A 23,205-nucleotide genomic window follows, 5' to 3' on the forward strand; every position below is an offset into this window, starting at 1 on the left:
CGCAGGCGCCGCCGACCGCCATCTACGAGATGCGCATGCTGAGCACCGCGGCCGAGCGTGAGGAAGCCGCCGCCCTCGTCCAGGACCGCCAGCGCTGGCTCACCCTGCACGGCCTGCCCGTACCCGCCCGCGCCGACATCCCGGCGCAGTTCCGCGAGGCGCAGACGATGTCCGCCGGGCTGTTCGAGGACGGGAGGCTGCTGGCCTGCATGATCCCCGAGCACAACCCCGACCTCGGATGGGGCCAGGGGCCGTGCCTCTTCTTAGGCTGTGTCCACACCCTGCCCGGCCAGTCCGACGACATCACCCGCCTGATCACCCTGTGGGCGTCCAACTTCGCCGCCCGACTCGACCTCCACGTCGTACGGGCCGAGACCCTGGCCCGCCACGCCCTCGAAGCCGAACCCCTCGCTGCCCTCCTGCGTCGGCTCACCGACACCGGCTGGGACGTGTGCGGATCCGGCCTGGGACGCGACGGCGATCGAGTCGCCCGCCTCGAACTCCCCGCCGAGCACCGCCCCGGGCTCCGCGCGCTGATCAGCTGCCGGGTCCACGCGCCGCAGTCGGCCCCGGATGATCGGAGCATCGCGTGACAACCGACGAACCGCAGCGGCCCGACCTCGCCCGCGAGCTGATCGCCCGCGCCACGGAATCGGCCGCGCACCGGGCCAAGCGCGTGCGCGACCAGCTCGACGCCGTCCAACTCGGTCAGGGCCGGCACACCGACCACGCCAACACCAAGGTGCTGCGCCGCATCCTGGCCGAGCACGACTGGCCCGGCAACCGCCTCGTCGGCCCCGACGCGGCCCGTGCCGCGTGGAGCATCGCCCTGCACAGCGACGACGAGCCCGACTTCCAGCGCGCCGCCACCACCCTGCTGGGACGTGCGGTCCAGGCCGGCGACGCCTTGGTCCAGCACTGGGCGCACCTTCACGACCGCGCCCTCATCACCAGCGGGCGCGACCAGGAGTACGGCACCCAGCTCCTGCTGTGCGCCGACGGCATCGAGCTGTGCCCGCTGCGCGCGCCGGAGTCCGTCGACGCACGCAGGGCCACCGTCGGTCTGCCGCCGATCGCTGCCGCTCTGAAGGTGGTGTGCCGCCGGTACACGCCCGACGGCTCTGCCGATAAGGCCCCGACCGTCGTCCTCGCGGGGGCCGCGTGAACAAGCGGAACCCCGGGTTCTCCACCAGTCGACCTTAAGGCCGCAACTCCGCTCTGCGAAAGGATCGTTGGCAGATGAAGCTCACCATCACCGTCCTCGCTGCCGGTGCTGGCGTCTCCCTCACCACCGCTGTGGTCGGAGCCGCCCGGCTCAGGCAGGACGCGCGGCACCAAGCCGAGCGGAACGAGGCGGTCGTCGCCCGCAACCAGCTCGACTGGCTGGCGCAGATGTCCACCAACCCCGGCCTCGTCAAGCTCTGGACGCCCGAGGACATGGACGTCGAGGAGTACATACAGCTACTCAAGGCCAACCAGCTCATCTGCACCCTCAGCCTCCGCGACCGCCTCGGCTTCGTCCGTGACGGATACATGCCGTTCTTCGCCTCGATGGTCATGAGCAGGGACGCCTGCCGGCGCTACTGGCACCGCTTCGGCGACCTCCGTGCCCGGGAGGCCGAGGGCGACGAGCGGGCCGAGCACTTCACCCGCGTACTGGACCAGGCCGCGAAGAACCACCCGCAGCCGCAGCCCGCCGCAGCCTGACGACACCACACCGACCCCGGACGCGCGACCGCTCAGGCGACTTCGCCGCCCTTCGCCGTCCGGCAGCAGACCCCGGGGCCCAACCGAGCCCCGGCATCCCGCACCATCCACCACTCCAAGGAGGCATGCATGACCGCCATCCAGGCCGAGAGGCCGACCGCCCCCGCGCAGGCGGACCTCGTGAAGACCGACGATGACCCGTTCGGGCTCGACATCACCTTCATCGAGGGCACGCCAGCGACCGAGACGGTCCTGATGTGCAGCACGGGCGACACCTGCGGCAGCTCCTGCCCCAGCGCCTGCACCACCTCGTAAGCCGGATCACCCCGGCAACGCGGGCCGGACGGGGCTTCCCCCGTCCGGCCCGCCCCGACCGCGCCACAGAAGATGAGGAGAGCCCTGATGACACGGCACCGGCCCAGCCTGTACGAGGCCACGGGGCAGGCCATGCTGCGCGCCGCGGTCCACACGACCGAGCCCGCCATGCCGCCCTGGCCGACGGCCACGGCGCCCGTGAACGAGTGGCGCGCGTGGCTGAGCACAGTGTGGTCCGACACCGACTTCCGCCACACCGTGTCGCAGGCGAGCCCTCACTTGGCGGACCAGGTGCAGGCCATCATCGACGGCCGCACACCGAAGGCGCGCCGGATGCGCCGGGCGGCGCTGTCCACCGCCCGCTACGCGATCCGCTACGCCCGCCGCTCCACCCCGTACGGCCTGTTCGCCGGCGTCGCTCCGCTCGACTTCGCCCAGACCACGTCCGTCCGCATCGGCGACGAACACCAGGCCGTGGCCCGCCCCGAGCCGGTCGGGCTCGAGGAGATGCTCAGCGCCTGGGAGAGCGACGCTGCGCGCATGGCAGACGCCGAGGTCTGCATCAACACCCTGATCCGACAGCGCGACCAGCACATCCACGTGCCCTCCGAGGGCGACGCCGCCTTCCGCCTCGCCCTCAGTCCGGCGCTGCGTCTCGTCCTTGACCTGACCCGATCGCCGATCGGGTACCGCCAGCTGTCCGACAAGCTGGCTGCAGAGTTCCCGGCCGTGAGCGACACCGCGCGCGACCGGCTGCTCGGTGAACTGCTGCGGGTGCGGCTGCTGCGCTCCTCGCTGCGCGCGCCCGCCACCGTCGCCGACCCCACCGACGTCTTACCACCCGCGGCGCGCGCTCAGGCAGCCGGCCTGCGGACTGCATGCGACCTGCGGCTGGACGCCGACGTGCAGCTGCCCGAGCAGGTGCTGACCGAAGTGGAGACCGCGGCGACCGTCCTGGCTCGCCTGGTCACCCATCCGACCGGGACACCGACCTGGCGGCGGTGGATCGAGCAGTTCTCCGAGCGCTACGGCGAGAACACCGCCGTGCCAGTGGACGTGGTCACGAACCCCGACCGGGGCGTGGGCTTCCCGGTCGGGTTCGTCACGGCGAGCGAACCGCCCCGGCCGATGTCCCGGCGTGACCGTCTGCTGCTGGAGCTGGCCGACACCGCCGCCGTCGAAGGCAGCCGCACCGTCCAGGTGACCGGGGCGATGATCGAAGAACTGGAAGCAGCGGCCGGCGACACGCCTCACCACGTGGCGCCGCACCTCGAACTGGCCGCACAGGTCCACGCCACCTCCGCCCCTGCCCTGGACCGGGGCGACTTCCGGCTGCGCGTGCTGACCGTCTCCCGCTCGGCCGGATCGATGACCGGCCGGTTCTGGCACCTGTTGCCGGGCACGGAGACTGCGTACGCGAACCTGCCCACCGTCGATCCGGGGGCGGAACTCGCGCAGCTCTCCTTTCCCGCGGGGCGGGTGCCGGCCGACCTGCTCACCCGTGCGCCCCAGGCCCTGCCCCGCGTGGTGAGCGTCGGCGAGTTCCGCCGCCCCGCCCCGCACGTCCTCTTCCCCCGCGACTTGTCCGTCACCGTCGCCGACGGCCGCCCTCAGCTGGTGGAGTCCGCGACGGGCAAGCCGCTGGAGCTGTTGGCCCCCACCGCCATCAACTTCCTGTGGAACAACTACACCCCGCCGATGGCCCGCTTCCTCGGCGAGATCAGCCGGGCCACCTCTCCGCAGGTGACCTGGTTCGACTGGGGCGCCGCCTGGACCCTGCCCTTCACCCCGGCCCTCACCTACCGGCGCACCATCCTCACCGCAGCCCGATGGAAGATCCGCAGCCGCACGCTGCCCGCCCGCACCGCACCACTCCAGCAGTGGGCGGACCACCTCCACGCCTGGCGTGCCCGGTTCCGGGTGCCTGAGCGAGTCCTGCTCGCCGAGGACGACCAGCAGCTGCCCCTCGACCTCACCCGCGACGTCGACCTGGACCTGCTGCGCGCCCACCTGGACGCCAGCCCCTTCGGCATCGCCACCCTGCACGAAGCGCCCCCGCCGGACGCCGACGGGTGGATCGGCGACCGGGCCCACAGCATTGTCGTCCCTCTGGCCAGGCGCTCATGACCACGACGACCGTGCCCCGTACGCAGGACCTGTCCGAAGGCGCCCTGGGGATGGCTCTGCTGGACATCGAGCGCCGGGATCTGGCCACTGCCCGCCGCCACCTCGCCCAGGCCACCGTCCGGGGAGTGAGCACCGGCAGCAACGCCAGCCTCTTCCACGGCGCCCCCGCACTGGAGTTCGTCCTGGCCCGCGCCCACGGGGCCGGCGAAGACGTCCGCGCGGCCGTCGACCGCGTCGTGGACGCCCGGCTCGCCGCCGCCCACCGACGTCAGGCGACCGGCGCGCTGCCCCTCCTCGCCGAATGGGACCTCATCCGCGGCCTGACCGGGCTCGCCGCCCTGCTGCTGTGCCGCCGCCCGATCGCGCCCCGTCTGCCCGACGTGCTCGCCTGCCTCGTCGCGCTCGCCCACCCCGCCCGTGGTGGCGGCCGGGTGCTGCCGGGGTGGTGGTCGGCGGTCGGCCCGGACGGGAAGGAGATGGCCGGCGGACACGGCAACAACGGCATGGCCCACGGCATCGCGGGGCCGCTCGCCGTGCTCTCCCTCGCCCTGCGCGAAGGCATCAGCTTCCCCGGCCAGGAGGAAGCTGTCGGCACGTTCGCGTCCTGGCTCGACCGGCACGGCGCCCACTACTGGTCCACAGCAGCCCACCTGGACGCCGAGCAGCCGCCCGCAGCGGAACCGGCCCGCCAGTCCTGGTGCTACGGCCAGCCCGGCATCGCCCGCGCCCAGCAGCTCGCCGCGCTAGCCCTCGGCGACCCCGCCCGCCGCCGGGCCGCCGAGGACACCGTCGAAGCGATCCTGACCGACCCGCTGCGGCTCGCCCGCATCACCGACTCCACGCTCTGCCACGGCTGGGCCGGGCTGCTGATGCTCACCCGCGCAGTCGCCGCCGACAGCCCCGCAGCCGCACGCTTCACCCCGATCATCCAGGACCTGCACCGAAGGCTGACCGCCGACTGGGAGCACCTGCCCAAACCCGGCTTCATGGAAGGCCGCGCCGGAGCCCAACTCGCCCTGAACTCCACCGACACCACCGGCTGGGCCCGCGTCCTCCTGCTCACCTGAACCGCAACCCTGCCGCCTCGCAAGGAGTTTCCTGCCCATGACGTTCGACGACGAGAACCTGCCGATCCCCCCGGACACGTCCTGGTGGCATGCCTCCGTGGCCTTCCCCGACCAGCACACGGACGCCGCCAGGGCCCTGGCGGCCGCGCTGGCCGGACACCGCTTCCACTTCCTGCGCAAGGACGCCGGCGTGCGCCTGCGCACCGAACAGCCCCTCCCCGGCCTACTGGACCAGCTCGTCGCCGACCGCGTGATCACCGGCTGGACTGGCGGGATCTACGAGCCGGAGACCCATGCCTTCGGCGGCCCCGAGGGCATGGCGGTCGCGCACGACGTGTTCTGCGCCGACAGCCCGGCCGCGCTCGCCGAGACCGGCACCCCCGGCGCCCGCGAGCGCAGCGTGATGCTGCTGTCCGCCATGATCCGTGAGGCCGGGCTGGACCCGTTCGAAGCCGGAGACGTCTACGCCCGCTGGGGCGCCCTGCGGCCCCCCGTCACCACGCCCCAGGGCCCCGCCCTGGCGAAGACCGTCTCCGCGATGCGGCGGCTGATGAACGCGGACGCCGCCCTGCGCCCCGACGCGGAAGCGGGCTGGGTCGAGCGCGTCTCCGCGTTTGAGGACGCCGGCCGCCGCCTGCAGCGGCTCGCCGCCGACGGCCGTCTGATACGCGGGATCCGGGGCGTCATCGCCCATCACGCGATCTTCGCGTTCAACCGCGCGGGCGTGCCTGCCGACGCGCAGGCCGCCACCGCGTGGCTCGGCCGTCACGTCGCCATCTCCACCGGAGAAGGAGCTGACGTGTCTACCCGCAAGTCCGCCCCGGCGGACCCTAGCCTCCCTCGAATGGAGACCAGCGTGACACCCGTGACCGACCCCAACCAGCTGCGCGAAGCTCTCGCCCAGCGGCTCGTCGACTGCGGCCACCTGCGCAGCAAGGCGGCCATCGACGCGTTCCGCACCACCGACCGGCACGCCTTCCTGCCCGGCGTTGACCTGGAGAGCGCGTACAAGGAGGACGCGGTCCCGATCAAGCACGACGAGCACGGGGAGATGATCTCCTGCATCTCAGCGCCGTCCATCGTCGCCACCCAGCTCGAACAGCTCGGCGCCCAGCCCGGCCACAAGGTCCTGGAAGCCGGAGCCGCCACCGGCTACAACGCCGCCCTCCTCGGCAAGATCGTCTCCCCCGGCGGGCAGGTGTGGACCCTCGACGTCGACCAGGACCTCGTCGCCGGCGCGAGCAAACACCTCGCCGAAGCCGGCGTCGACAACGCCACCGCCATGCTGGCCGACGGCGCGGCCGGCCTGCCCGAGCACGCCCCCTACGACCGGATCATCTTCACCGTCGGCGCCGGCGACGTACCCGTGAAGATCCTCGACCAGCTCGCCCCCGGCGGGCGCCTGGTGCTGCCGATGCGCATCCGCGGCAGCATCTCCCGCTCCTTCGCCTTCGAACGCGACGGGGACGCGTGGAAAACCGTCTCCTGCGAGATGGCCACCTTCATCCCCCTGCGCAAGGGCGTCTGCGACGACGTGTACACCCTCGTGCCGATGGCCGGCGAGGGCAACGTCCGCCTGGAGACGTTCAGCGAGCAGGACGTCGACCGCGACGCCCTGAGCACCGTCCTCGACCAGCAGCAGACCAAGCTCTACACCGGGGTGAAGTTCCGGCAGGGCTCGGCGTGGGAGTGGCTGTACCTGTACCTGGCCTGCGTGCTGCCCAACGGCCTGTCCCGACTGCCGGGCCAGCGCCCCGGGTTCACCCCGCACTTCGGCTGGGGCTCCATGGCCGCCCTCGACGGCGGATCGCTCGCGTACCTGACCATCCGAGAGGGCGAGGACGAGAAGGGCCGGTACTGGGAGGTCGGCGTGATCGGCCACGGCGCGGGCGGCGCCGACCTCGCCGAGCACGTCGTGAGCGAGATCCGCGCCTGGGACGCGACCGGCGGCAACGACGCCCCCGAACCGGGCTTCCGGATGGCCGTCGCCGACTCCCGTGACCGGCTGACGGTGGACGACCCGCGCTTCGTCGTCGACAAGCCCTACAGCCGACTGGTCGTCGACTGGGCGCGCAAGGGCTGAGCCGATGATCCCCGCGGTAGCCAGCCGCATCCCCCTGGTCCGCCGCACCAAGGCGCCCGCGCTCCCCTTGGAGGAGCGCATCAACCACCTCACCGGGCTGACCGTCGCGCCCGCAGGTGCGAGCCACCACGACCTGGTGGCCCGCGCCTGCGGGGTCCTCAACTACGCCGCGCTCATCGCCTCCGACGTCGGCCTGCCCGACCTGGCCGAAGATCTGTGCTGGCGCCAGCACCAGGTCTTCGCCGACGCCGGACGCCTCAGCGGCCGGGTCGCCGTCATGTCGCTGATGCCGCTGGTCAACCTCTCCCGACTGCAGACCCGCGCCGGCCACGGCGAACTCGCCTACAGCTTGTTGCACTGCCTCAACGACGCGGCCCGACACCGGAACAAGACCGACATCGACGGCCGCACCGTCGACCTCTCGGCCCTGACGGGCACCGACGAGGACCACCGCACGGTGTGCCAGGAGCTGTACGTCACCCTGCTCGTGGACGGCGCCCGCGCCCTCGCCCGCATCGGGCGGTGGACCGAGGCCGCCGACGCCATGGCCCAGCACCGCGGCATCGGCAACCGCCTCCTCGACGGCCGCCAGATCAAGATCATGGCTCTGATGGAGCAGGGCCTGGACCAGCAGGCCCGCGACCTGATCGACACCACCCACCCCACGGAGCCCTGGGAGAGCGCCGTCGCCAGCCTCCTGCGCGCCCACTGCCGCCCCGACGCTGCACCGCTTCCGCAGGCCGACCTCGACCAGGCCCAGCACGCAGCCGTCTTGCTCCTGACCGATCCCGAGCCCTCGATCGCTGTGTTCCAGACCCGGGCGGGCCTGGCCGCCCTGGAACTCGACGCCAACGGGCCGCACACCAACTCACTCGCCTCAGCTCTCGCCGAAGTGGCCGGCCTCGACGCCTATGCCGCGTGTGAGGTGCTGGGCCACCCGGCCACCCGGCCGCCCGGGCGATCCTCGGCACCGAGCGGGCATCTTCGCTCGGCTCGGTGGTCACTCACGCAGGTCTCGGTGCCGGCACCCTGCCCGCGGACCACCAGCGGGCTCTGTCCGAGTCCGTCGCCCTCGGCGAAGCCGAACTGAGGCGACTTCTGCGGGACGACAAGGCGGCACCAGGCAATCCCCTGAAGGAGGTACCGCAACCCACATGAGTGATCGAACACTGCATCACAGCCCGCCCCGCCAGACCACAGAAGGAGAGGGCCCGATATTCGAATCTGGGTTCTAGATTTCGCCTGCCTCCACCCGTTACGGCGATACGAGAACCCCCGTTACCCGATCACCAGTCCGCATCTGACCCCGAGGAGCCCCCATGAATCCCGTACGCCTCCCTGCGCTCGTTCATCCCGCGTTCGAAAACGCCAACGGCTCCTCGGGCACCCCTCTGCACTCCGTCGTCGACCGCAACGCCCGCTCCACCCGTGGGTCACGACCGGATACGAGGTACCTGGCATGACGCACGCCACCATCCCGCCGAGGCCGGCACATCCAGACAACGGGCGTGGCCGCCCTCTGCCCGTCGCGGCGGACCGGGCGCCGAAGGCGTTCGCCGCAGCCGATGCCGCGAGCGCTCTCGCCTACGGTCTCCGGCACGGCGATGCCCTCGTGGCCGCGCGGGGCCGGAGCAGCGTCGAACCCCTGGTGCGGGAGGGCCATCTATGAGCGAGGCACCTCACCTGCTGATCGTCGACGTCGCCCAGGTCCTGCTCCGGTCCAACGGCGCCGCACTGTGCGTGCGCCGCACGGCGGACGACGCCCTCGCACCGGGACAGCTCACCGTCGTGGGCGGCCATCTGGAAGCCGGCGAACCACTCGATCACGCCGCGCGGCGCGAAGCGAAGGAAGAGACGGGGGTCCACCTCAGCGCGGATCATCAGGAATTCTGCGGCCTCATCCACCACCACGACCTCGGTGGCGGGGCGGACCGAATCACCGCCGTATTCGTGGCCCAGTCGTGGACGGGTGAGCCGTACAACGGCAAGCCGGACAAGCACGAAGGGCTCTTCTGGGTGCCGATGGAGCGACCCTCGCTCGACTGCCATCCCTACACGGCCACGATCTTCCACATGCTCGCCCACGGCCCGTCCTACCGGGCCACCAACTGGCCTGCGGGAGGCGCCCGGTGAAGAGGTTCTTCGGACCGGTCACGATGGCCGACCCGCAGGTCTCCGACGCCGAACACGAGCTGTTCGGCGGCCCCCTGCGCTACGACATGGGCTGGTCCCAACACGAGCACGCGACCTTGGACCTGACAATGATGTCCGCGCTGCGCTCCATGCCCGCGCTCGTCGGCGCCACGCTGCGTATGGCGTGGCAGGCAGACCGGCGTGCCCTGCTCTCGGTCGGGGTGAGCGAGATCGGCCAGGGCATCGCCGCTGCCGCCGGTCTGCTCGCCGTCAATGCCGTCATGCACGCCCTGCTCGCCGGCAGCGGCAGCGCTGCCGACCGACTGCACGCCTTGCTGCCGGGTCTCCTGGCCGCCGCGGTCATCGGCGTCGTCAACTCCGCCCTGTCCGCCTGGTCCACCTCCCGCGCCGGGCGGCTGGAGCCCAAGGTGGAGCGGATCGCCACCACCCAGTACCTGGCCGCCGCAGCCAAGGTTGAGCTGGAGGCCATCGACGATCCCGACTTCCGGCGGCTCGTCGACATCGCCCAGCACGGTCCCGGCTCCGCCCGCCGCATGATCAGCGCCTGCGTCGCCGCGCTGAACGGCCTCATCTCCTTGATCACCACCGCGGGCGTCCTGGCCGTGCTCAACCCGGTGCTTTTGCCCATGCTGATCCTCATCGCCGCCCCGCGCGGCTGGGGCGCCATGCGCGTGGCGCAGGAGCGGTACGTGTCGGTGATGAGCTGGATCGAGCACGTGCGGGCCAGCCGCCTGATCGGCAACCTGCTCACCGAACGCACCGCCGCCCAGGAGGTCCGTCTCCACGCCGTCGGCCCCTTCCTCCTGAGCCGCTACGAGCGGATGGCCGAGAGCGCGGAGGCCGAACAGGAACGCCTCGCGTCCAGCAAGGCCCTGACCGAATGGGTGGCCTCCGCGTTATCCGGCCTGGCGATGGCCGCGACCTACGGCGCCATGTTCTGGCTGATCATGTCCGGGCACATGAGCCTCGCCGTCGCCGGGACCGCCGTCATCGCCGTACGTACCGGTTCGGCGAGCCTGGGGGCGCTGGTCATGAACATCAACCAGCTCCACGAGGAGAGCCTCTACGTCCGCGACCACGGCCGCTTCCTCGCTCAGGCCGCCCAGCAGACGCTGCCCGTCGGCGGGGCTCCCGTACCGGAGCGCGTCAAGGAAATCGTTCTGGACCAGGTCACCTACCGCTACCCCGACCGGGACACGGCCGCCCTGAATGGGGTGTCCCTGACCCTGCCGATGGGGTCGGTGACCGCGGTGGTGGGCGAGAACGGCTCCGGCAAGAGCACCCTGATGAAGATCCTCTCCGGCATGCTGCTGCCCGCCTCCGGCTCGCTGCGCTGGGGCGAGGCTGACCTCACCGGCCTTGACCGGGCCCAGGTCTTCGAGCGCGTCTCCCTGCTCACCCAGGACTTCCAGCGCTGGCCCGTGACCGCCGCGATGAACATCCGTCTCGGCCGCCCCGACCACCCCGCAACAGAGGAGGACTTGGGGCCTTCGGTCGACTACGCCGTCGCCGGCCCCGTCATCGCCAAACTCCCCGACGGCCTGCGCAGCCTGCTTGCCCGCATGTTCCGCGGCGCCATCGAACTGTCCGGTGGCGAATGGCAGAAAGTCGGCCTGGCCCGCACGCACTGGCGCAGTTCAACATCACAGGCAGACGGCGTCCTCATCGTCGACGAGCCGACCTCCGCCCTCGACCCCGAAGCCGAGATCGAAGCCTTCGAGCGCATCCGCCGCCTCGCCGCCCCGAACCGAGCCGTCGTCCTGGTCACCCACCGCATGTCCGGCGTCCGCCACGCCGACCACATCTACGTCCTCAACAACGGGCACCTCGCCGAGCACGGCACCCACGACCAACTCATCGCCGCCCGCGGCCGATACGCCGTCATGTTCGACGCCCAAGCCGCCCAGTACGCCCCGACCGCGACCATCCCCCACCCCGCCGCGCCCACCGTCTCGGACCAGGCATGACCCGCCCGACCGAAAGGCCCGCTGTGACCACGCCGCCCACCACAGACCTCGACGAGGCCACCGCCCTGCGCCACCAGCTGGCCGACCAGCTCGCCGCTGCCGGACACATCCGCACCCCCTCAGTCGACCGCGCCCTGCGCACCGTGCCCCGGCACGCCTTCGCCCCCGAGGTCCCCCTCCCCGCTGCGTACGCCAACGACATCGTCGCCACCCGCCGCAGCGACGACGGCACCATCATTAGCTCCATCTCCGCGCCCTGGCTGCAGGCCGACATGCTCGAAGCCGCCCGCATCCAGCCCGGCCACCGCGTCCTGGAGATCGGCTCCGGCGGCTACAACGCCGCCCTCCTCGCCGAACTCACCGGTCCGACCGGTCACGTCACCACCCTCGACATCGACCCGACCGTCACGGAGAGGGCCACTCGCTTCCTGCCCCAGGCCGGATACCACCACGTCAGCGTGGTCACCGCGGACGCCGAGCACCTGCCCTCCACAGTGGTGCCGGACGGCGGATTCGACGCCATCGTGGTCACCGTCGACACCTGGGACCTGCCCTGGATCGACGCCCTGGCCGAGGGCGGCCGTCTCGTTGCGCCGCTGCGTCTGCACGGCTATCACTGGGCCATCGGCTTCACCAAGGGCCAGGGGGCACTGCACAGCGACGAGCCGCTCATCGTCTGCGGCTTCGTCGCCATGCAGGGCGACGGCGCCTGGAACCCGAACCGCCGCACCATCCCCGGCACCGGAGTCCACCTCTCCTGGGAAGACGGCACCCCGCTATCCGTGGAACAACTCGCCCCCGCCCTTGACCGCGAGCCGACCGTCACCCGCACCGACATCACTGTCGGGGGCCAGGAACCCTTCGACCTCCTCACGCTCTACCTCGCCGGCGCCCTGCCCGGCTTCTGCCGCCTGGAAGTCGACCCCGACGGCGACAACCAGGTCCTCCACCCGCCGCCCCGGCACTGGCCCGCTGCCGCGATCGTCCGCGGAGCCTCCCTCGCCCGGCTAGCCACCGAACGCATCGGCGACGGAGACAACAGCAAGGGCCGATACGAGTTCGTCGTCCACGGTTACGGCGACCAAGGGCACGTCGCCGCGCAGGAGATGGCCGAGCAGGTCGAGATCTGGCAGCGCAACCACCGCGGCGCCCGCTGCCCCCTCGTCACCGCCCGCCCGGCAGCCGACCGTGCTCCGGCGGGCCCGGACCACGAGCCGCACGTGTTCGCCAAGAAGCACACCCGCATCACCGTGGACTGGCCGATCGTGCCCGGCAGCACTGCCCGCCCCACCGCCCTCGGGAGCGGCGACGCCGGATGAACGACGGTGCCTACTGATCACCGCTCGCCCCCCGTGCTGCACGTTCCCCCGTCCACCGCTGCGAAAGGCAGAGACCCGTGCCCTCTCCCGTCTCCCCTTCGGATCACGTCACACCGCGTGCCGCCCTGCCGACAGCGCAGTACGCCGCGTCCCGGCATGCGGTGTGGATCGGGGCCGCCGCGATCATCACCGACGAGGTCGGCCGGGTCCTGCTGGTGCATCCCACCTGCCGCAAGGACGAGTCGTGGCTGCTGCCCGGAGGCGTCGTCGAAGCCGGCGAACACCCGCACGTCACCTGCCGGCGCGAGATCACCGAGGAACTGGGCCTGGATCTGCCCCTGTCGGCCGTGCTCGCCGTCCACTCTTTCTCCCCACACCACCCCGACCTCCAGCCCGGCACGCCCTGCCCCGGCGAGGTCCGGTTCGTCTTCGACGCAGGGACCCTCAACCCCGACCAGGTGGAAGCGATCCGCCTGCCGCACGAGGAGCTGTCCGAATACGCCTTCCTGGAGACCCGGGACGCGGTGCAGAGGCTGCGCCCCGTGGACGGGCAGATCATGCTCGCCGCCTACCGTGCCCGGCTCGGGAACACCGCGACCGCTCACCTCGCCGACGGCCAGCACATCCTCGACGTCCCGGCACTGGACCGGCACGACGTCCACGTCCGCTACCGGCCCTTGTGGGACAGCCCTCTCCACCGCGCCCCCGTCCCCGAGCGGCTGCCCGTGCAGCAAGCCTGGGCGTGGTGCTTCGTCCCCGACGGCCGTGTCGCCCTGGTGGCCGACCCCGGGCCGCGGGGTGCGCTGCCAATGCTGCCCGGCGGCACGGTAGAGAGCACCGACGCGACGCCCGAGGACACCCTGCACCGCGAAGCCGCCGAGGAAGCCCAGCTCACCCTGGCAGATCCGGTGCGACTGGGCTGGGTGCTGGACGAAACCGGCGAAGTCTACGGCGGCGTGGGGCCCAACGCGAGGCTCCGCCTCGCCGCCCGGGTCACCGCCATCGGCCCGGCGGCCGTCGGCCCCGCCACCGAACGCCCCTTCGCCCGCCTGCTCGCCACCCCCGCCCAGGCAGCCGCCCTGCTGGGCTGGGGCCCGCCCGGCGCGCGCCAAGCCCAGCTCGCGGCGGAGACGGCACGCGAGCGGTGGGGCCTGCCCACCGCTCGCGCCGCCGCCATCGAGGAGATCCCGACAGAGGGGATGCGGCTGAGCTGACACGAACGCCCATCCAGCCTCGACTCGTTCCGCTCCACGCCCCTCTGAGGAAGCCCCATGCCGTTGTCGCACGACCACATCCGCACCACCGTCGCCGCCTACCTCGCTCGCCACCCTCACGAGCGCGAGCAGCTCGGCGACCTCCTGGACGCCCTCGACCGGACTGGCGACGACATCGCCAGCCGCTTCACCTTCACCGGACACGTCACCTGCGGCACGATCGTCGTCGACCAGCTTGGCCGCGTCCTGCACGTGCTGCACCTGGCGAGCGGGAAGGTCCTCGCCCCCGGCGGACACACCGAGCCCGCCGACGAGTCCCTGGCAGCAGCGGCATTGCGGGAGCTGCACGAGGAGACCGGGATTCCGCCCCAGGCCGTCACGCCGTGGCCCGGCTACGAGACCGTTCCGCTGGACATCGACATCCACGGCATCGACGCCCACCCGGGCAAAGGCGAACCCGGACACCTCCACTTCGACCTCCGGTTCCTCTTCCGCCTGCACACCGCGACCGAGACGCCGGTCGTGCTGCAGGAGGAAGAGGTCGGCGGCATCGAGTGGCGTCCCGTGGACCGGGTGACCTCCCCGACCCTGCGCGAGAAGCTGCTCAAGCTCCCGCTCCAGGTCGAACCGGAGACGGCCAACGCCTCGGCTCTGATCTACAACGACCGCGGCGAGTACCTGCTCCACCTGCGCGACTACTTCCCCGGCCGGATCTGGGAGCCGGGCATGTGGTCCCTGCTGGGCGGCGGCCGAGAGCCCCAGGACGCCACCCTGGAACACACCGTGCGGCGCGAACTGGCCGAGGAAGCCGGCCTCGACCTCGCCGACCTCACCCCGTTCGGCACCGAATACGCCTCCGGCGACGCCGGCGCGACCGTGCCCATCGCCATCTACACCGGCCGCTGGAACGGTGATCCCCGCGAACTCCATCTGACAGAAGGGGTGATACTTGCCTGGTTCACCCCCTCAGACCTCCACCGCCTCCGTATCGCCGACACCACCAGCGACCTCGTACGGCGCCACGCCGCCAGCCGCCCGGCCAGCAACGCGCCGCAGAACGGGCTCGCACCACAGAAGGAGCGCCGGACTTCGCCGCGCGGCACGGTCCTCAACGTCATCGGCGTCCACCTCTACCTGGAGCGGCCCGACGGGACGGTGCTGCTCGGGCTGCGCCACCCCAACTCAGCGTTTGCGCCGTCCACCTGGCACGTCCTGGCCGGTCACTGCGAGCAGGAGGACGCCATCGCCTGCCTGATCAGGGAGGCCCGGGAGGAAGCGGGCCTGCACATCGAGCGCCAGGACGTCGAACTCGTCCACGTCGTCCACCACATCGACAAGGCCGGGGACCCGCCCCGCATGGGCCTGTTCTTCCGCGCCCGCGCCTGGAGCGGTGAGCCGGAACTGCGCGAGCCGGACAAGTGCACCCAGTGGAAATTCTGGGACCCCGCCGCGCTCCCTGACGACCTCGTCTCCTACACCCGGGTGGCGCTCGAAAAGATCCAGAACGGGGAGCTGTACAGCGAGACGGGCTGGCCCGCATGACCGGCACACCGAGCGGCGCACCCTGTCGCGTATCCGCTGCAACTGCGGCCGGACGTCCGGATACCCGCCTCGTGGTCATCCGCGGCAACTCGGCGTCGGGCAAGTCAAGCGTGGCCCAGGGACTGCGAGATCACTACGGCCGCGGTGTCGCGATCGTGGGCCAGGACGTGATCCGCCGGAACGTGCTGAGGGAACACGACACCGCGCGCGCCGCCAACATCGCCCTGCTGGGCAGGATCGCACGCGCCGCACTGAACGCCGGCTTTCACGTCGTGCTCGAAGGGATCCTGTACGCCGATCGCTACAGCCACATGATCACGTCTCTGGTACGGGACCACCGCGGCGTCTCCCGCTGCTACTACCTGGACGTGCCGCTGGAGGCGACGTTGATCCGGCATGCGTCGAAGGCGGATGCCGCGTACCTGGAGCAAGTCACCGACAACCACCTCGCCTCGTGGTACCGGGAGCTGGATCTGCTGCCCGGCGGTCTCGAGACCGTGATCCCGGCCGACAGCACGCTGCAGGGCACCGTCGCGCGGATCGTGCGCGAAACCGAGCTGACCGCTGCCTCCCCCGTCCCGCCGCCTCAGTGCAACCCGTCACAGGGAGACTCGATGAACCCTCTGGTGTTGATGTCCGATCCGCGGGTCGCTGCGATCCCGGTGCGCGAGTGCGGGGAGCCGCTCGTCGACGTGCGTGACCACGACTTCCGTGTCGATCCCCGCAAGCAAGATCCGCTGAGGGCGTTCGCCCACGTCCGCGAGGGCGTCCTGGCCCGGCTGGAGCACGCCCGCTCGCTCCTGCCCGCCGGCACCGACCTGCTGTTCATCGAGGGCTACCGGCCGCTTTCCCTCCAGCAGCGCTACTTCACCGAGTACCGGGACGAGCTGGCCGCTGCTCAGCCCGGCTGGACATCTGAGCAGCTGTACCAGGCCGCCAGCCGGTACGTGTCGCCGCCAGAGATCGCGCCTCACTCCGCGGGCGCGGCCGTGGACGTGACCCTCGTCGACCAGGACGGCCACGAACTCGATCTCGGCACCCGTGTCAATGCCTCCCCGGAGGAGAGCGACGGGGCCTGCTTCACGCACGCTCCGAACCTCAGCGATCACGCACGCCACCATCGCACGCTGCTGCTCAACGCCATGGAGGGCGCGGGTTTTACGAACTATGGGACCGAGTTTTGGCACTTCTCGGTAGCGGACCGGTACGACGCGCTGATGCGGCAGGAGCCGCACGCGCGCTACGGACCGATCGAACTGCCTTAGCGCGCCGGCGGACTCGTCCACTTCCTCGCCACCCAATCCGATCCGGAGACACAGGAGCGCGGCCACCGCTCCATGGCCGGTCGCGACCCCACGACCGCGACGGACGGAAAGCATCGAACGGAGGCATGTATGCCTGACGACACCCAGCAGGCGATCCCAGCCGTCCCGAGCCCGTCGGCCGGAGACGAACCACCCGAGCACCACATGCACCTGACTTGGCGGTGCTACCGCCAAGTGGAAGCAGGCCGCAAGACGATCGAAGTGAGGGTGGCCACCCCGAACAAGCGCGACATCGGCGTCGGCGACACGGTCGTCTTCCACGACCGGGACACCGGTCGGGAACTCGACATCATCGTGCAGCGGATCACCCCGTACCCCTCCTTCGAGGACCTGCTCAGCTCGGAGGACACCGCACGCATCGACCCGGACGGGCCGCCCGGCGAGCTACTCGCCAACCTCCGCGGCATCTACCCGCCCGCCAAGGAAGCCCTCGGCGTTCTCGCCCTCGCATTCGACCACCGCCCTGCCCGGCCCGGCCGCCCCATGCCGATGACGGCCGAGGAGTACGCGCAGACCGTCCCCCACCACACGGTGTACGGCTGCCTGTACATCCGCGACGAGCACGACCGGCCGGTCCAGCTTCGCTCGGTCTACGGCTCGAGACTCTGGCAGTTCCCGGGCGGCAACCTGGACGCCCCAAGCGAGGACCCACTGCAGACCGCCCGGCGGGAGGCGGTCGAGGAGACCGGACTCGAACTCGCCCTCAACGCACCGACCCTGCTCCTGACGCACTTCCTGCACGCCGGGCCCCGGCTGCCGCTGAACAAGGTGGGGCTCATCTTCGAGGGGGGCCGGCTGACCGCCGAGCAGCTCGGCCGGATCCGGCTCGATCCCGCGGAACACGACATGTGGGCCGTCCACGACCTCGCGACCTGGCAGGAGCTGATGGCGCCGCGCGCCTTCGCCCGCCTCGACGCCATCGAACGAGCCCGGCGCGGCGAGGGCCCCGCCTACCTGATCACGCACACCTAACCCCTGAACACCCGCCCACCAGGAGGAAATCGTGCCCGCCGAGGAGACCAACACCCGGGCCTGGGAGATCTACGGCCAGCGCCAACTGACCCGTGCCTACACCCCGCCCGTCCCCGACCGGCTCGGCTGGACACCCTGGGAAGGGATCGGCCCGGGAGCAGAGGTCCTCGGCGCCGTCACCGGCCGCCGTGTCCTGGACATCGGCTGCGGGGCCGGCCACCACGCCGTCCACCTCGCCCAAGCGCATGGAGCGCGCGTCACCGGCATCGAACTTTCCCCGACCCAGCACGAACGCGCCGTCCGCGCCCACGCGGACGTGGACGGCGTGGAGTTCGTCCGGGCGGACGTGACCGAGTACCTGGCCGGAGCCGAGCCGTTCGACGCCGCGTACGCGATCGGGACGCTCGCCTTCATCGACCCGCACCGCTCACTGCCCGTACTGCGCGACGGCCTGCGCCCTGGCGCCCCGCTGATCCTCTCGCTCCTGCACACCGACCTGCACGGCCGCGGTCCGTCCACGGAAGTGGCGCCGCGCGAGCAGCTGATCCTGCTGCGCGACGACCCGCCCCTGCCGACACAGATGTGGGTCCTGGCACCGCAGCTGTGGGAGGACCTGCTCACCGAGTACGGCTTCCGCGTCGAAGCCATCGACCTATACGCGCACCCCGACGAGAGCGCCACGGTCATCCAGCAGCTCATCCGCGCCCGGCGCCTTCCCGACCGTCCGGCGCGCGTCTCCAGCCGGCCCCGCAGCACCCGAGCGCCGGACGCCCACGCGGCCGTCGGCGTCGGCGCGATCCTGCTCAGCGAGCAGGGCATCCTGCTGGGCCGGCACCGCCTCGGCACCCTCGAACTGCCCGGCGGAAGCGTGGAGGCCGGGGAATCCTTCGAGGACGCGGTCGTTCGAGAACTCGCCGAGGAGACCGGTCTGGTCGCTCGGACCGCCAACGTGGGGCTCCTGGGCACGCTCGTCGACCACGTCGAAGGTGTCCTGCGGGTCACCGTCGGCGCGCTCGTCCACACCTGGCAAGGGCAGCCGACCACGCAGCCGGACGAGAGCGTCGGCGACTGGGCATGGCAACCGCTCGATCAGCTCCCCGACGGCCTGTTCGTATGCAGCGCCCAGATCCTCACCGCCTGGCGGCCCAACCTGCCCATCGACCACCCGCCGGCGCACTTCACTGCCTTCGCCCCAGCCAAGTAGGCCGCGCTGGCACGACAGCCGCCACCGATGCTTTCCCGCGACACGACGTAGGTGCCGCGCCCCGGTAGCAATACACACCGCTCAACATCAAGCTGGAGTTCTTCATGCCGCATCTCTCCATGCGCCGGTCCATACCCTCGGACGGCGCCGTCGGCACCGACCGACTGCATGATCTGGAGCAGGTTGCCCTGCGCCACGGAGTCCCCGTCGAGGACGTGCTGCTGATCGCCGTCAACCTGTACGGGATCACCTCCGACCACGACCGTCACCGGGCTCGGGTCAACCTCCGCCTCGTACGCCGCCCCGACGTTGACTGGCAGATCATCGTCCCACTGAACCAGCCGGCCAGCCCGTTCCGGCTCCGCGGCGACGAGTTGTCGCTGAACGGCTCGGTGGTCGCGCACGTCGAGCACATCGATGCCGACGAGGCGGTCGGGGGGTACTTCCGCAACGGCGGCCGGGCGGCGACCCTCAATCCCAACGCCCGCAGCCGGTGTGTCGGGTGCGGCTGGTGCCCGAACACCCTGGAGGCCGCCGCCGATCCAAGGATGCACGAGGACCAGGGGCTCGATGCCCTGCTGCGGGCCCTCGGCGAGCAGCACCCCCGCCGCAACCTGGCCGAGTTAGAGGAGGTCACCGTCTCCACCGGCTGCTTCGAGCGCGAGGAAGCCGCCGTCGCGCACCTGACCGCCCTGCGACCCGCCCTGGAGCGGGCTGGCGTCACGGCTCGGATCGGCTTCCTCACCTCCGTGCTGCGCAGCGACGAGGCGTTCGAGACCATCGCGTCGCAGGTGTCGCCGTTCGTGCTCAGGCTGACGGCCGAGCACTTCACCCGGCGGGAGGCCCTGATGAAGGCGACCAAGGCCGACCTTCGGCCGGAGCAGATGCCGGACCTGCTGACACGGGCGCGTAAGGCAGGGCTGGACACCTCGTACACGTACATCGTCGGCCTGGACCCGATGGAAGACCTCGCGCGCGGGGTGAACGAGCTGGCGGGCGAGGTCACCGCGTTCCCGAACATCCAGGTCTTCCAGGCACACACGGTGATCATGCAGGGGATGCGGACGCCGGGCGCGGAGAGCCTGGAGTACTACCTGCAGGCGCGCACGGTGATCGAGCGGGCCATGACGGCGACCGGGCTGCGGCCGGTGGGTTGGGAGTGCTACCGGCCGCTGTGGTACTTCACCTTCGCGGGAGAGGACCTCGTCGATGGACCCCGCTGACGCGGTCATCGACCGGGTGCGGGTCGAGCGCCTCGACGAGAGCGTGGCCGGTCCGTGGAAAGCGGGCGACAGCCGGTACGCGGTAGTGGTCGAGGCCGACGGAGTGAATGGGGTATTCGCCCCGGTCGACGAGCTGCCCGCCGCGCTCGTCGCCACACGGCTCGGCCAGAGCGCGCTGCGGCACCCGGTGACTGACCACACGGGTCTGCTGCGCAGACTCCTGGCCGAACTCGGTCCGCACGCGGCGGGGCTCGGGCGCTGGGCGGTCGGGACGCTGGACTGCGCGGTGTGGGACCTGCACGGCTGCCTCGCCGACCTCCCGGTCGCAGCCCTGCTCAGCAACCGGCCCATACCGCGGGTGCCGGTCTACGCTTCCTGGCTCTCCCTGGACCTGGCCGCCGACTCGGCCGCCGAGTCCGTCAAGGCGACTGCCGGCGATGGGTTCACCTTCACCAAGTGGGCCCTGCGCGGCGGAGCAGAGGCCGCCGAGATGGTGCTGCTGGCCGAACGTGCGGCGAAGTGGGCGGGGCACAGTGTGGCGGTGGACGCCCTGGGCACGTGGGGCCACCTGCGGACCATGGAGGTCGCACCGCTCCTCATTCCGGAGGCGGTGCGCTGGGTGGAGGACCCGCTCCCGCGAACCGACCGTGCCGTGTACCGACAGCTGCGCCGACAGGCGGAAGGTCTTCGGGTCGCGTTCGGTGAGCGGCTGTCCCATGCGGAGGACGCCAGGGCCCTGCTGGAGCACTGCCGGCCGGAGGCGTTCACGTTCGACGCGGTGTGGTGCGGGGGGATCACCGAAGCGATTACCTGGCTCGGCGCCGCCCACGAAGCGGGAGTACCCGTCCACCTTCACGGCCGGGCGTTCCTGCCTGCCATACATCTGGCCGCCGCCTTCCCGGACGCGGCGGGCGCGGTGGAGTACCAGGTGGTGTGGGAGCCACGCCGGCAGCGGACGCTGCGCGGCACGCTCCGGCCGGACGGCGGGCATGTCGCTCTTCCCGACCGGCCCGGTCTCGGGATGGAGGTGCATCGGTAATGCCCAGGCACACAGGCGAGTTGGCGATCCACGGCCGACTGGAGCGCCGCGAAGGAACCGTGCTGTTCGTCGTGGACGAGCCGCTGAGCGGACACGACACCTTCTTGTCCACGACCCTTCGCCTCGATCAGCCAGTGCACCTGCCCGAACTCCCGGTCAGAATCCTCACGTTCGATGACGTCACCGTCCTTGCACCCCTCGTATCCGTCCTGCCCCAGTCGCAGGCCGGCGAGGAGTGGAGAGGCACCCTGCTGATTCCGCACGGCGCCCGCCCGCCGACGATCCCCGACGACCTCGCCCAAGCCGCTGCCGAGGCCGGTGTCGACACCAGCGGCTGGTCGCCGGCCGAAGCCCGGCACCTGCTGACCTTCCTCAGCGAAGCCGACTCCGGTCCCGTGCGCACCATGCGGATCGGCATGATCATCGCGGCTCTGGCGGGTCCGTCGTGAACGCGGCTGCGGTGCGGCTGGTGAGCCTCGATGTCGGATACACCCTGGGAGAGCCGTCCGGGACGACGCTGACGCAGCGACTGGTGGAGCTGTCCCCGCTCCCGGCCCGGCAGGCGAAGCAGATCGCTCAGCAGCTCCTGCACGCCCTGGACCCGCGCCGCGATGCGACAGCACCGCAGGCGGTGTGTGCCGCTCTGGGGATCGCGCCGTCCGCGTTCCCCCACGACCACTGTCCGCCCGGCTTCGCCCTGTGGGCCGGCGCGGTGGAGGCGGTGGCACGGATCGCCCGGGTCGTGCCGGTGGTCACCCTGTCGAACGTGAGCCACTGGGACGAGCAGGCGACCGACGTCGCCACCCTCCTCGCCCCCCACCTCTGGGCCCATCACCCGTCTTGGCAACTCGGGTTCGCCAAACCCGACGCTCGCGCCGTGGAGACTGTCGCCCGGCTGCACGGCCGGGATCCCGCGGAGGTGCTGCACGTCGGCGACAGTCTCGACTACGACGTACGCGGCGCCCTCGCCGCTGGAGCCCACGCCCTGTGGATCACGCCCCGCACGCCGTCGTCCGAGGCAGTCCGGCTGCTGGCCGAGCACCCCGGCCGGGTCACGGTCGTGCCGGACCTCACCCGTGCGGTCGAGCACATCGAGCAGATCGCCCTTCCGTCAACTCACATGATCAGGAGTTCCACCCCGTGAGCCAGTTCGACACCACCGCCACGTTTTACGCCGCCTACCGGCCCGGCATCCCGAAGGAAGCCGTCGAGCTGCTCGCACAGCGGGTGGCCGGCAAGGAGCACCGGGCCCTGCTCGACCTCGGCTCCGGCACCGGGCAGGTCCCACTGGCCCTGGCCGGGAAGATGACGGAGATCGACGTCGTCGAGCGGGACGCGGGCATGCTCGCCGAGGCCGGCAAGGCGCTCGCCGGGCTGCCGGTCACCGCGCGCCTGCACAACACCTCGGCCGAGGAGTTCACCCCGCCCGCCTCCTACCGGGCCGACCTCGTCACGGTCTGCCGCGCCTTCCACTGGATGCGGCAGGACGTGGTGCTGTCACGTCTGGAGGAAATGACCGCGCCGGACGCGACCGTCGCGGTCATGGGCGACGGCAGTCTGTGGACCGCGCGCACCGAGTGGACCGACGCCCTGCGGGCCCTGATCCAGAAGTACCTGGGAGAGGAGCGGCGGGCCGGGGTGGGCAAGAAGTACGCGGCGCACAACCGGCCCTACCGCGACATCATCGCCGAGAGCGCGTTCGGCCGGGTCGAGGAGCACACCATCGCCGTCGAGCGGGAGTGGACCACCGAGACGGTGATCGGCTACCTGTACTCGACCAGCTTCGCCGCACGGCCGCTGTTCGGGGGGCAGGTCGACGACTTCGAGCGCCGCGCCCGCGCCCTGCTCGACGAGCACACCGCCGCCGGCGGGCTGATCGAGCACGCCTCCTTCCAGGTCGTCCTCGGCCGGCGCGGCTGACCCGCTCCCCATCCTTGCGCGCCGGGG

Annotated in this window: 21 protein-coding genes; all 21 read left to right on the forward strand. The window is 71.5% G+C overall.

From position 1 onward, the window contains the following. Nucleotides 1–20: 20 nt before the first annotated feature. The 21 genes from ACTYVM_RS34520 (at nt 21) to ACTYVM_RS34620 (ending at nt 23,178) form a co-directional block, all read left to right on the forward strand. A complete protein-coding gene (locus ACTYVM_RS34520) occupies nt 21–593 on the forward strand; it encodes a hypothetical protein (RefSeq protein WP_445529774.1) in 573 nt (190 codons plus the stop codon). Next, nucleotides 590–1,165, forward strand: coding sequence for a DUF6624 domain-containing protein (locus ACTYVM_RS34525; protein WP_445529732.1), 576 nt, complete (start codon nt 590–592; stop codon nt 1,163–1,165). Before ACTYVM_RS34520 ends, ACTYVM_RS34525 begins: the two co-directional genes overlap by 4 nt. A 74-nt stretch (nt 1,166–1,239) precedes the next feature. Beyond that, entirely contained in the window at nt 1,240–1,707 is a 468-nt protein-coding gene (locus ACTYVM_RS34530; protein WP_445529733.1) for a DUF6082 family protein, read from the forward strand. Between the two features lie 129 nt (nt 1,708–1,836). Further along, nucleotides 1,837–2,022, forward strand: coding sequence for an FxLD family lanthipeptide (locus ACTYVM_RS34535; RefSeq protein WP_067230160.1), 186 nt, complete (start codon nt 1,837–1,839; stop codon nt 2,020–2,022). Between the two features lie 87 nt (nt 2,023–2,109). Beyond that, a complete protein-coding gene (locus ACTYVM_RS34540; protein WP_445529734.1) occupies nt 2,110–4,149 on the forward strand; it encodes a lantibiotic dehydratase family protein in 2,040 nt (679 codons plus the stop codon). Further along, entirely contained in the window at nt 4,146–5,216 is a 1,071-nt protein-coding gene (locus ACTYVM_RS34545) for a lanthionine synthetase LanC family protein (protein WP_445529735.1), read from the forward strand. Before ACTYVM_RS34540 ends, ACTYVM_RS34545 begins: the two co-directional genes overlap by 4 nt. Before the next feature lie 37 nt (nt 5,217–5,253). Then, nucleotides 5,254–7,299 (forward strand): methyltransferase, FxLD system, encoded by a 2,046-nt coding sequence (gene fxlM, locus ACTYVM_RS34550; protein ID WP_445529736.1) that lies wholly within the window; start codon nt 5,254–5,256, stop codon nt 7,297–7,299. 4 nt (nt 7,300–7,303) lie between these two features. Continuing rightward, complete coding sequence (locus tag ACTYVM_RS34555; protein ID WP_445529737.1) at nt 7,304–8,389, forward strand: hypothetical protein; 1,086 nt, start codon at nt 7,304–7,306, stop codon at nt 8,387–8,389. A 575-nt stretch (nt 8,390–8,964) separates the two neighbouring features. After that, nucleotides 8,965–9,432 (forward strand): NUDIX domain-containing protein, encoded by a 468-nt coding sequence (locus ACTYVM_RS34560; RefSeq protein ID WP_445529738.1) that lies wholly within the window; start codon nt 8,965–8,967, stop codon nt 9,430–9,432. Continuing rightward, on the forward strand, nt 9,429–11,420 hold the full coding sequence (locus ACTYVM_RS34565; protein ID WP_445529739.1) for an ABC transporter ATP-binding protein: 1,992 nt from the start codon (nt 9,429–9,431) through the stop codon (nt 11,418–11,420). Before ACTYVM_RS34560 ends, ACTYVM_RS34565 begins: the two co-directional genes overlap by 4 nt. Beyond that, complete coding sequence (fxlM, locus tag ACTYVM_RS34570; protein ID WP_445529740.1) at nt 11,417–12,739, forward strand: methyltransferase, FxLD system; 1,323 nt, start codon at nt 11,417–11,419, stop codon at nt 12,737–12,739. The genes ACTYVM_RS34565 and fxlM (ACTYVM_RS34570) overlap by 4 nt, the downstream gene beginning before the upstream one ends. A 77-nt stretch (nt 12,740–12,816) precedes the next feature. After that, the gene (locus ACTYVM_RS34575) at nt 12,817–13,953 is read left to right on the forward strand and encodes an NUDIX hydrolase (RefSeq protein ID WP_445529741.1); all 1,137 of its coding nucleotides are present in this window, start codon (nt 12,817–12,819) and stop codon (nt 13,951–13,953) included. A gap of 57 nt (nt 13,954–14,010) precedes the next feature. Then, nucleotides 14,011–15,495 carry an NUDIX domain-containing protein gene (locus ACTYVM_RS34580; protein ID WP_445529742.1) on the forward strand — a complete coding sequence of 495 codons (1,485 nt, stop codon included), beginning with the start codon at nt 14,011–14,013 and terminating at the stop codon, nt 15,493–15,495. Beyond that, nucleotides 15,492–16,760 carry a M15 family metallopeptidase gene (locus tag ACTYVM_RS34585; RefSeq protein ID WP_445529743.1) on the forward strand — a complete coding sequence of 423 codons (1,269 nt, stop codon included), beginning with the start codon at nt 15,492–15,494 and terminating at the stop codon, nt 16,758–16,760. The genes ACTYVM_RS34580 and ACTYVM_RS34585 overlap by 4 nt, the downstream gene beginning before the upstream one ends. 129 nt (nt 16,761–16,889) lie before the next feature. After that, nucleotides 16,890–17,792: an NUDIX domain-containing protein gene (locus ACTYVM_RS34590; protein WP_445529744.1), complete on the forward strand. Its 903-nt coding sequence runs from the start codon at nt 16,890–16,892 to the stop codon at nt 17,790–17,792. Between the two features lie 31 nt (nt 17,793–17,823). Beyond that, nucleotides 17,824–18,996, forward strand: a complete 1,173-nt coding sequence (locus ACTYVM_RS34595) for a bifunctional class I SAM-dependent methyltransferase/NUDIX hydrolase (RefSeq protein ID WP_445529745.1) — start codon at nt 17,824–17,826, stop codon at nt 18,994–18,996. 104 nt (nt 18,997–19,100) lie between these two features. Then, the gene (locus ACTYVM_RS34600) at nt 19,101–20,219 is read left to right on the forward strand and encodes a hypothetical protein (protein WP_445529746.1); all 1,119 of its coding nucleotides are present in this window, start codon (nt 19,101–19,103) and stop codon (nt 20,217–20,219) included. After that, on the forward strand, nt 20,206–21,258 hold the full coding sequence (locus tag ACTYVM_RS34605; protein ID WP_445529747.1) for an enolase C-terminal domain-like protein: 1,053 nt from the start codon (nt 20,206–20,208) through the stop codon (nt 21,256–21,258). The genes ACTYVM_RS34600 and ACTYVM_RS34605 overlap by 14 nt, the downstream gene beginning before the upstream one ends. Then, nucleotides 21,258–21,707, forward strand: a complete 450-nt coding sequence (locus ACTYVM_RS34610; protein WP_445529748.1) for a hypothetical protein — start codon at nt 21,258–21,260, stop codon at nt 21,705–21,707. Before ACTYVM_RS34605 ends, ACTYVM_RS34610 begins: the two co-directional genes overlap by 1 nt. A 20-nt stretch (nt 21,708–21,727) precedes the next feature. After that, complete coding sequence (locus ACTYVM_RS34615) at nt 21,728–22,402, forward strand: HAD family hydrolase (RefSeq protein ID WP_445529749.1); 675 nt, start codon at nt 21,728–21,730, stop codon at nt 22,400–22,402. Continuing rightward, complete coding sequence (locus ACTYVM_RS34620; protein ID WP_445529750.1) at nt 22,399–23,178, forward strand: class I SAM-dependent methyltransferase; 780 nt, start codon at nt 22,399–22,401, stop codon at nt 23,176–23,178. Before ACTYVM_RS34615 ends, ACTYVM_RS34620 begins: the two co-directional genes overlap by 4 nt. The last annotated feature ends 27 nt before the right edge of the window (nt 23,179–23,205 follow it).

This window comes from Streptomyces cyslabdanicus, from assembly GCF_052663305.1.

Bases quoted from the DNA above. Each gene is read 5' to 3' on its own strand.
- ACTYVM_RS34530 (WP_445529733.1), top strand. From the start codon at position 1,240: ATGAAGCTCACCATCACCGTCCTCGCTGCCGGTGCTGGCGTCTCCCTC.
- ACTYVM_RS34600 (WP_445529746.1), top strand. From the start codon at position 19,101: ATGCCGCATCTCTCCATGCGCCGGTCCATACCCTCGGACGGCGCCGTC.
- ACTYVM_RS34540 (WP_445529734.1), top strand. From the start codon at position 2,110: ATGACACGGCACCGGCCCAGCCTGTACGAGGCCACGGGGCAGGCCATG.
- ACTYVM_RS34555 (WP_445529737.1), top strand. From the start codon at position 7,304: ATGATCCCCGCGGTAGCCAGCCGCATCCCCCTGGTCCGCCGCACCAAG.
- ACTYVM_RS34580 (WP_445529742.1), top strand. From the start codon at position 14,011: ATGCCGTTGTCGCACGACCACATCCGCACCACCGTCGCCGCCTACCTC.
- ACTYVM_RS34560 (WP_445529738.1), top strand. From the start codon at position 8,965: ATGAGCGAGGCACCTCACCTGCTGATCGTCGACGTCGCCCAGGTCCTG.
- fxlM (WP_445529740.1), top strand. From the start codon at position 11,417: ATGACCCGCCCGACCGAAAGGCCCGCTGTGACCACGCCGCCCACCACA.
- ACTYVM_RS34590 (WP_445529744.1), top strand. From the start codon at position 16,890: ATGCCTGACGACACCCAGCAGGCGATCCCAGCCGTCCCGAGCCCGTCG.
- ACTYVM_RS34545 (WP_445529735.1), top strand. From the start codon at position 4,146: ATGACCACGACGACCGTGCCCCGTACGCAGGACCTGTCCGAAGGCGCC.
- ACTYVM_RS34605 (WP_445529747.1), top strand. From the start codon at position 20,206: ATGGACCCCGCTGACGCGGTCATCGACCGGGTGCGGGTCGAGCGCCTC.
- fxlM (WP_445529736.1), top strand. From the start codon at position 5,254: ATGACGTTCGACGACGAGAACCTGCCGATCCCCCCGGACACGTCCTGG.
- ACTYVM_RS34585 (WP_445529743.1), top strand. From the start codon at position 15,492: ATGACCGGCACACCGAGCGGCGCACCCTGTCGCGTATCCGCTGCAACT.
- ACTYVM_RS34610 (WP_445529748.1), top strand. From the start codon at position 21,258: ATGCCCAGGCACACAGGCGAGTTGGCGATCCACGGCCGACTGGAGCGC.
- ACTYVM_RS34535 (WP_067230160.1), top strand. From the start codon at position 1,837: ATGACCGCCATCCAGGCCGAGAGGCCGACCGCCCCCGCGCAGGCGGAC.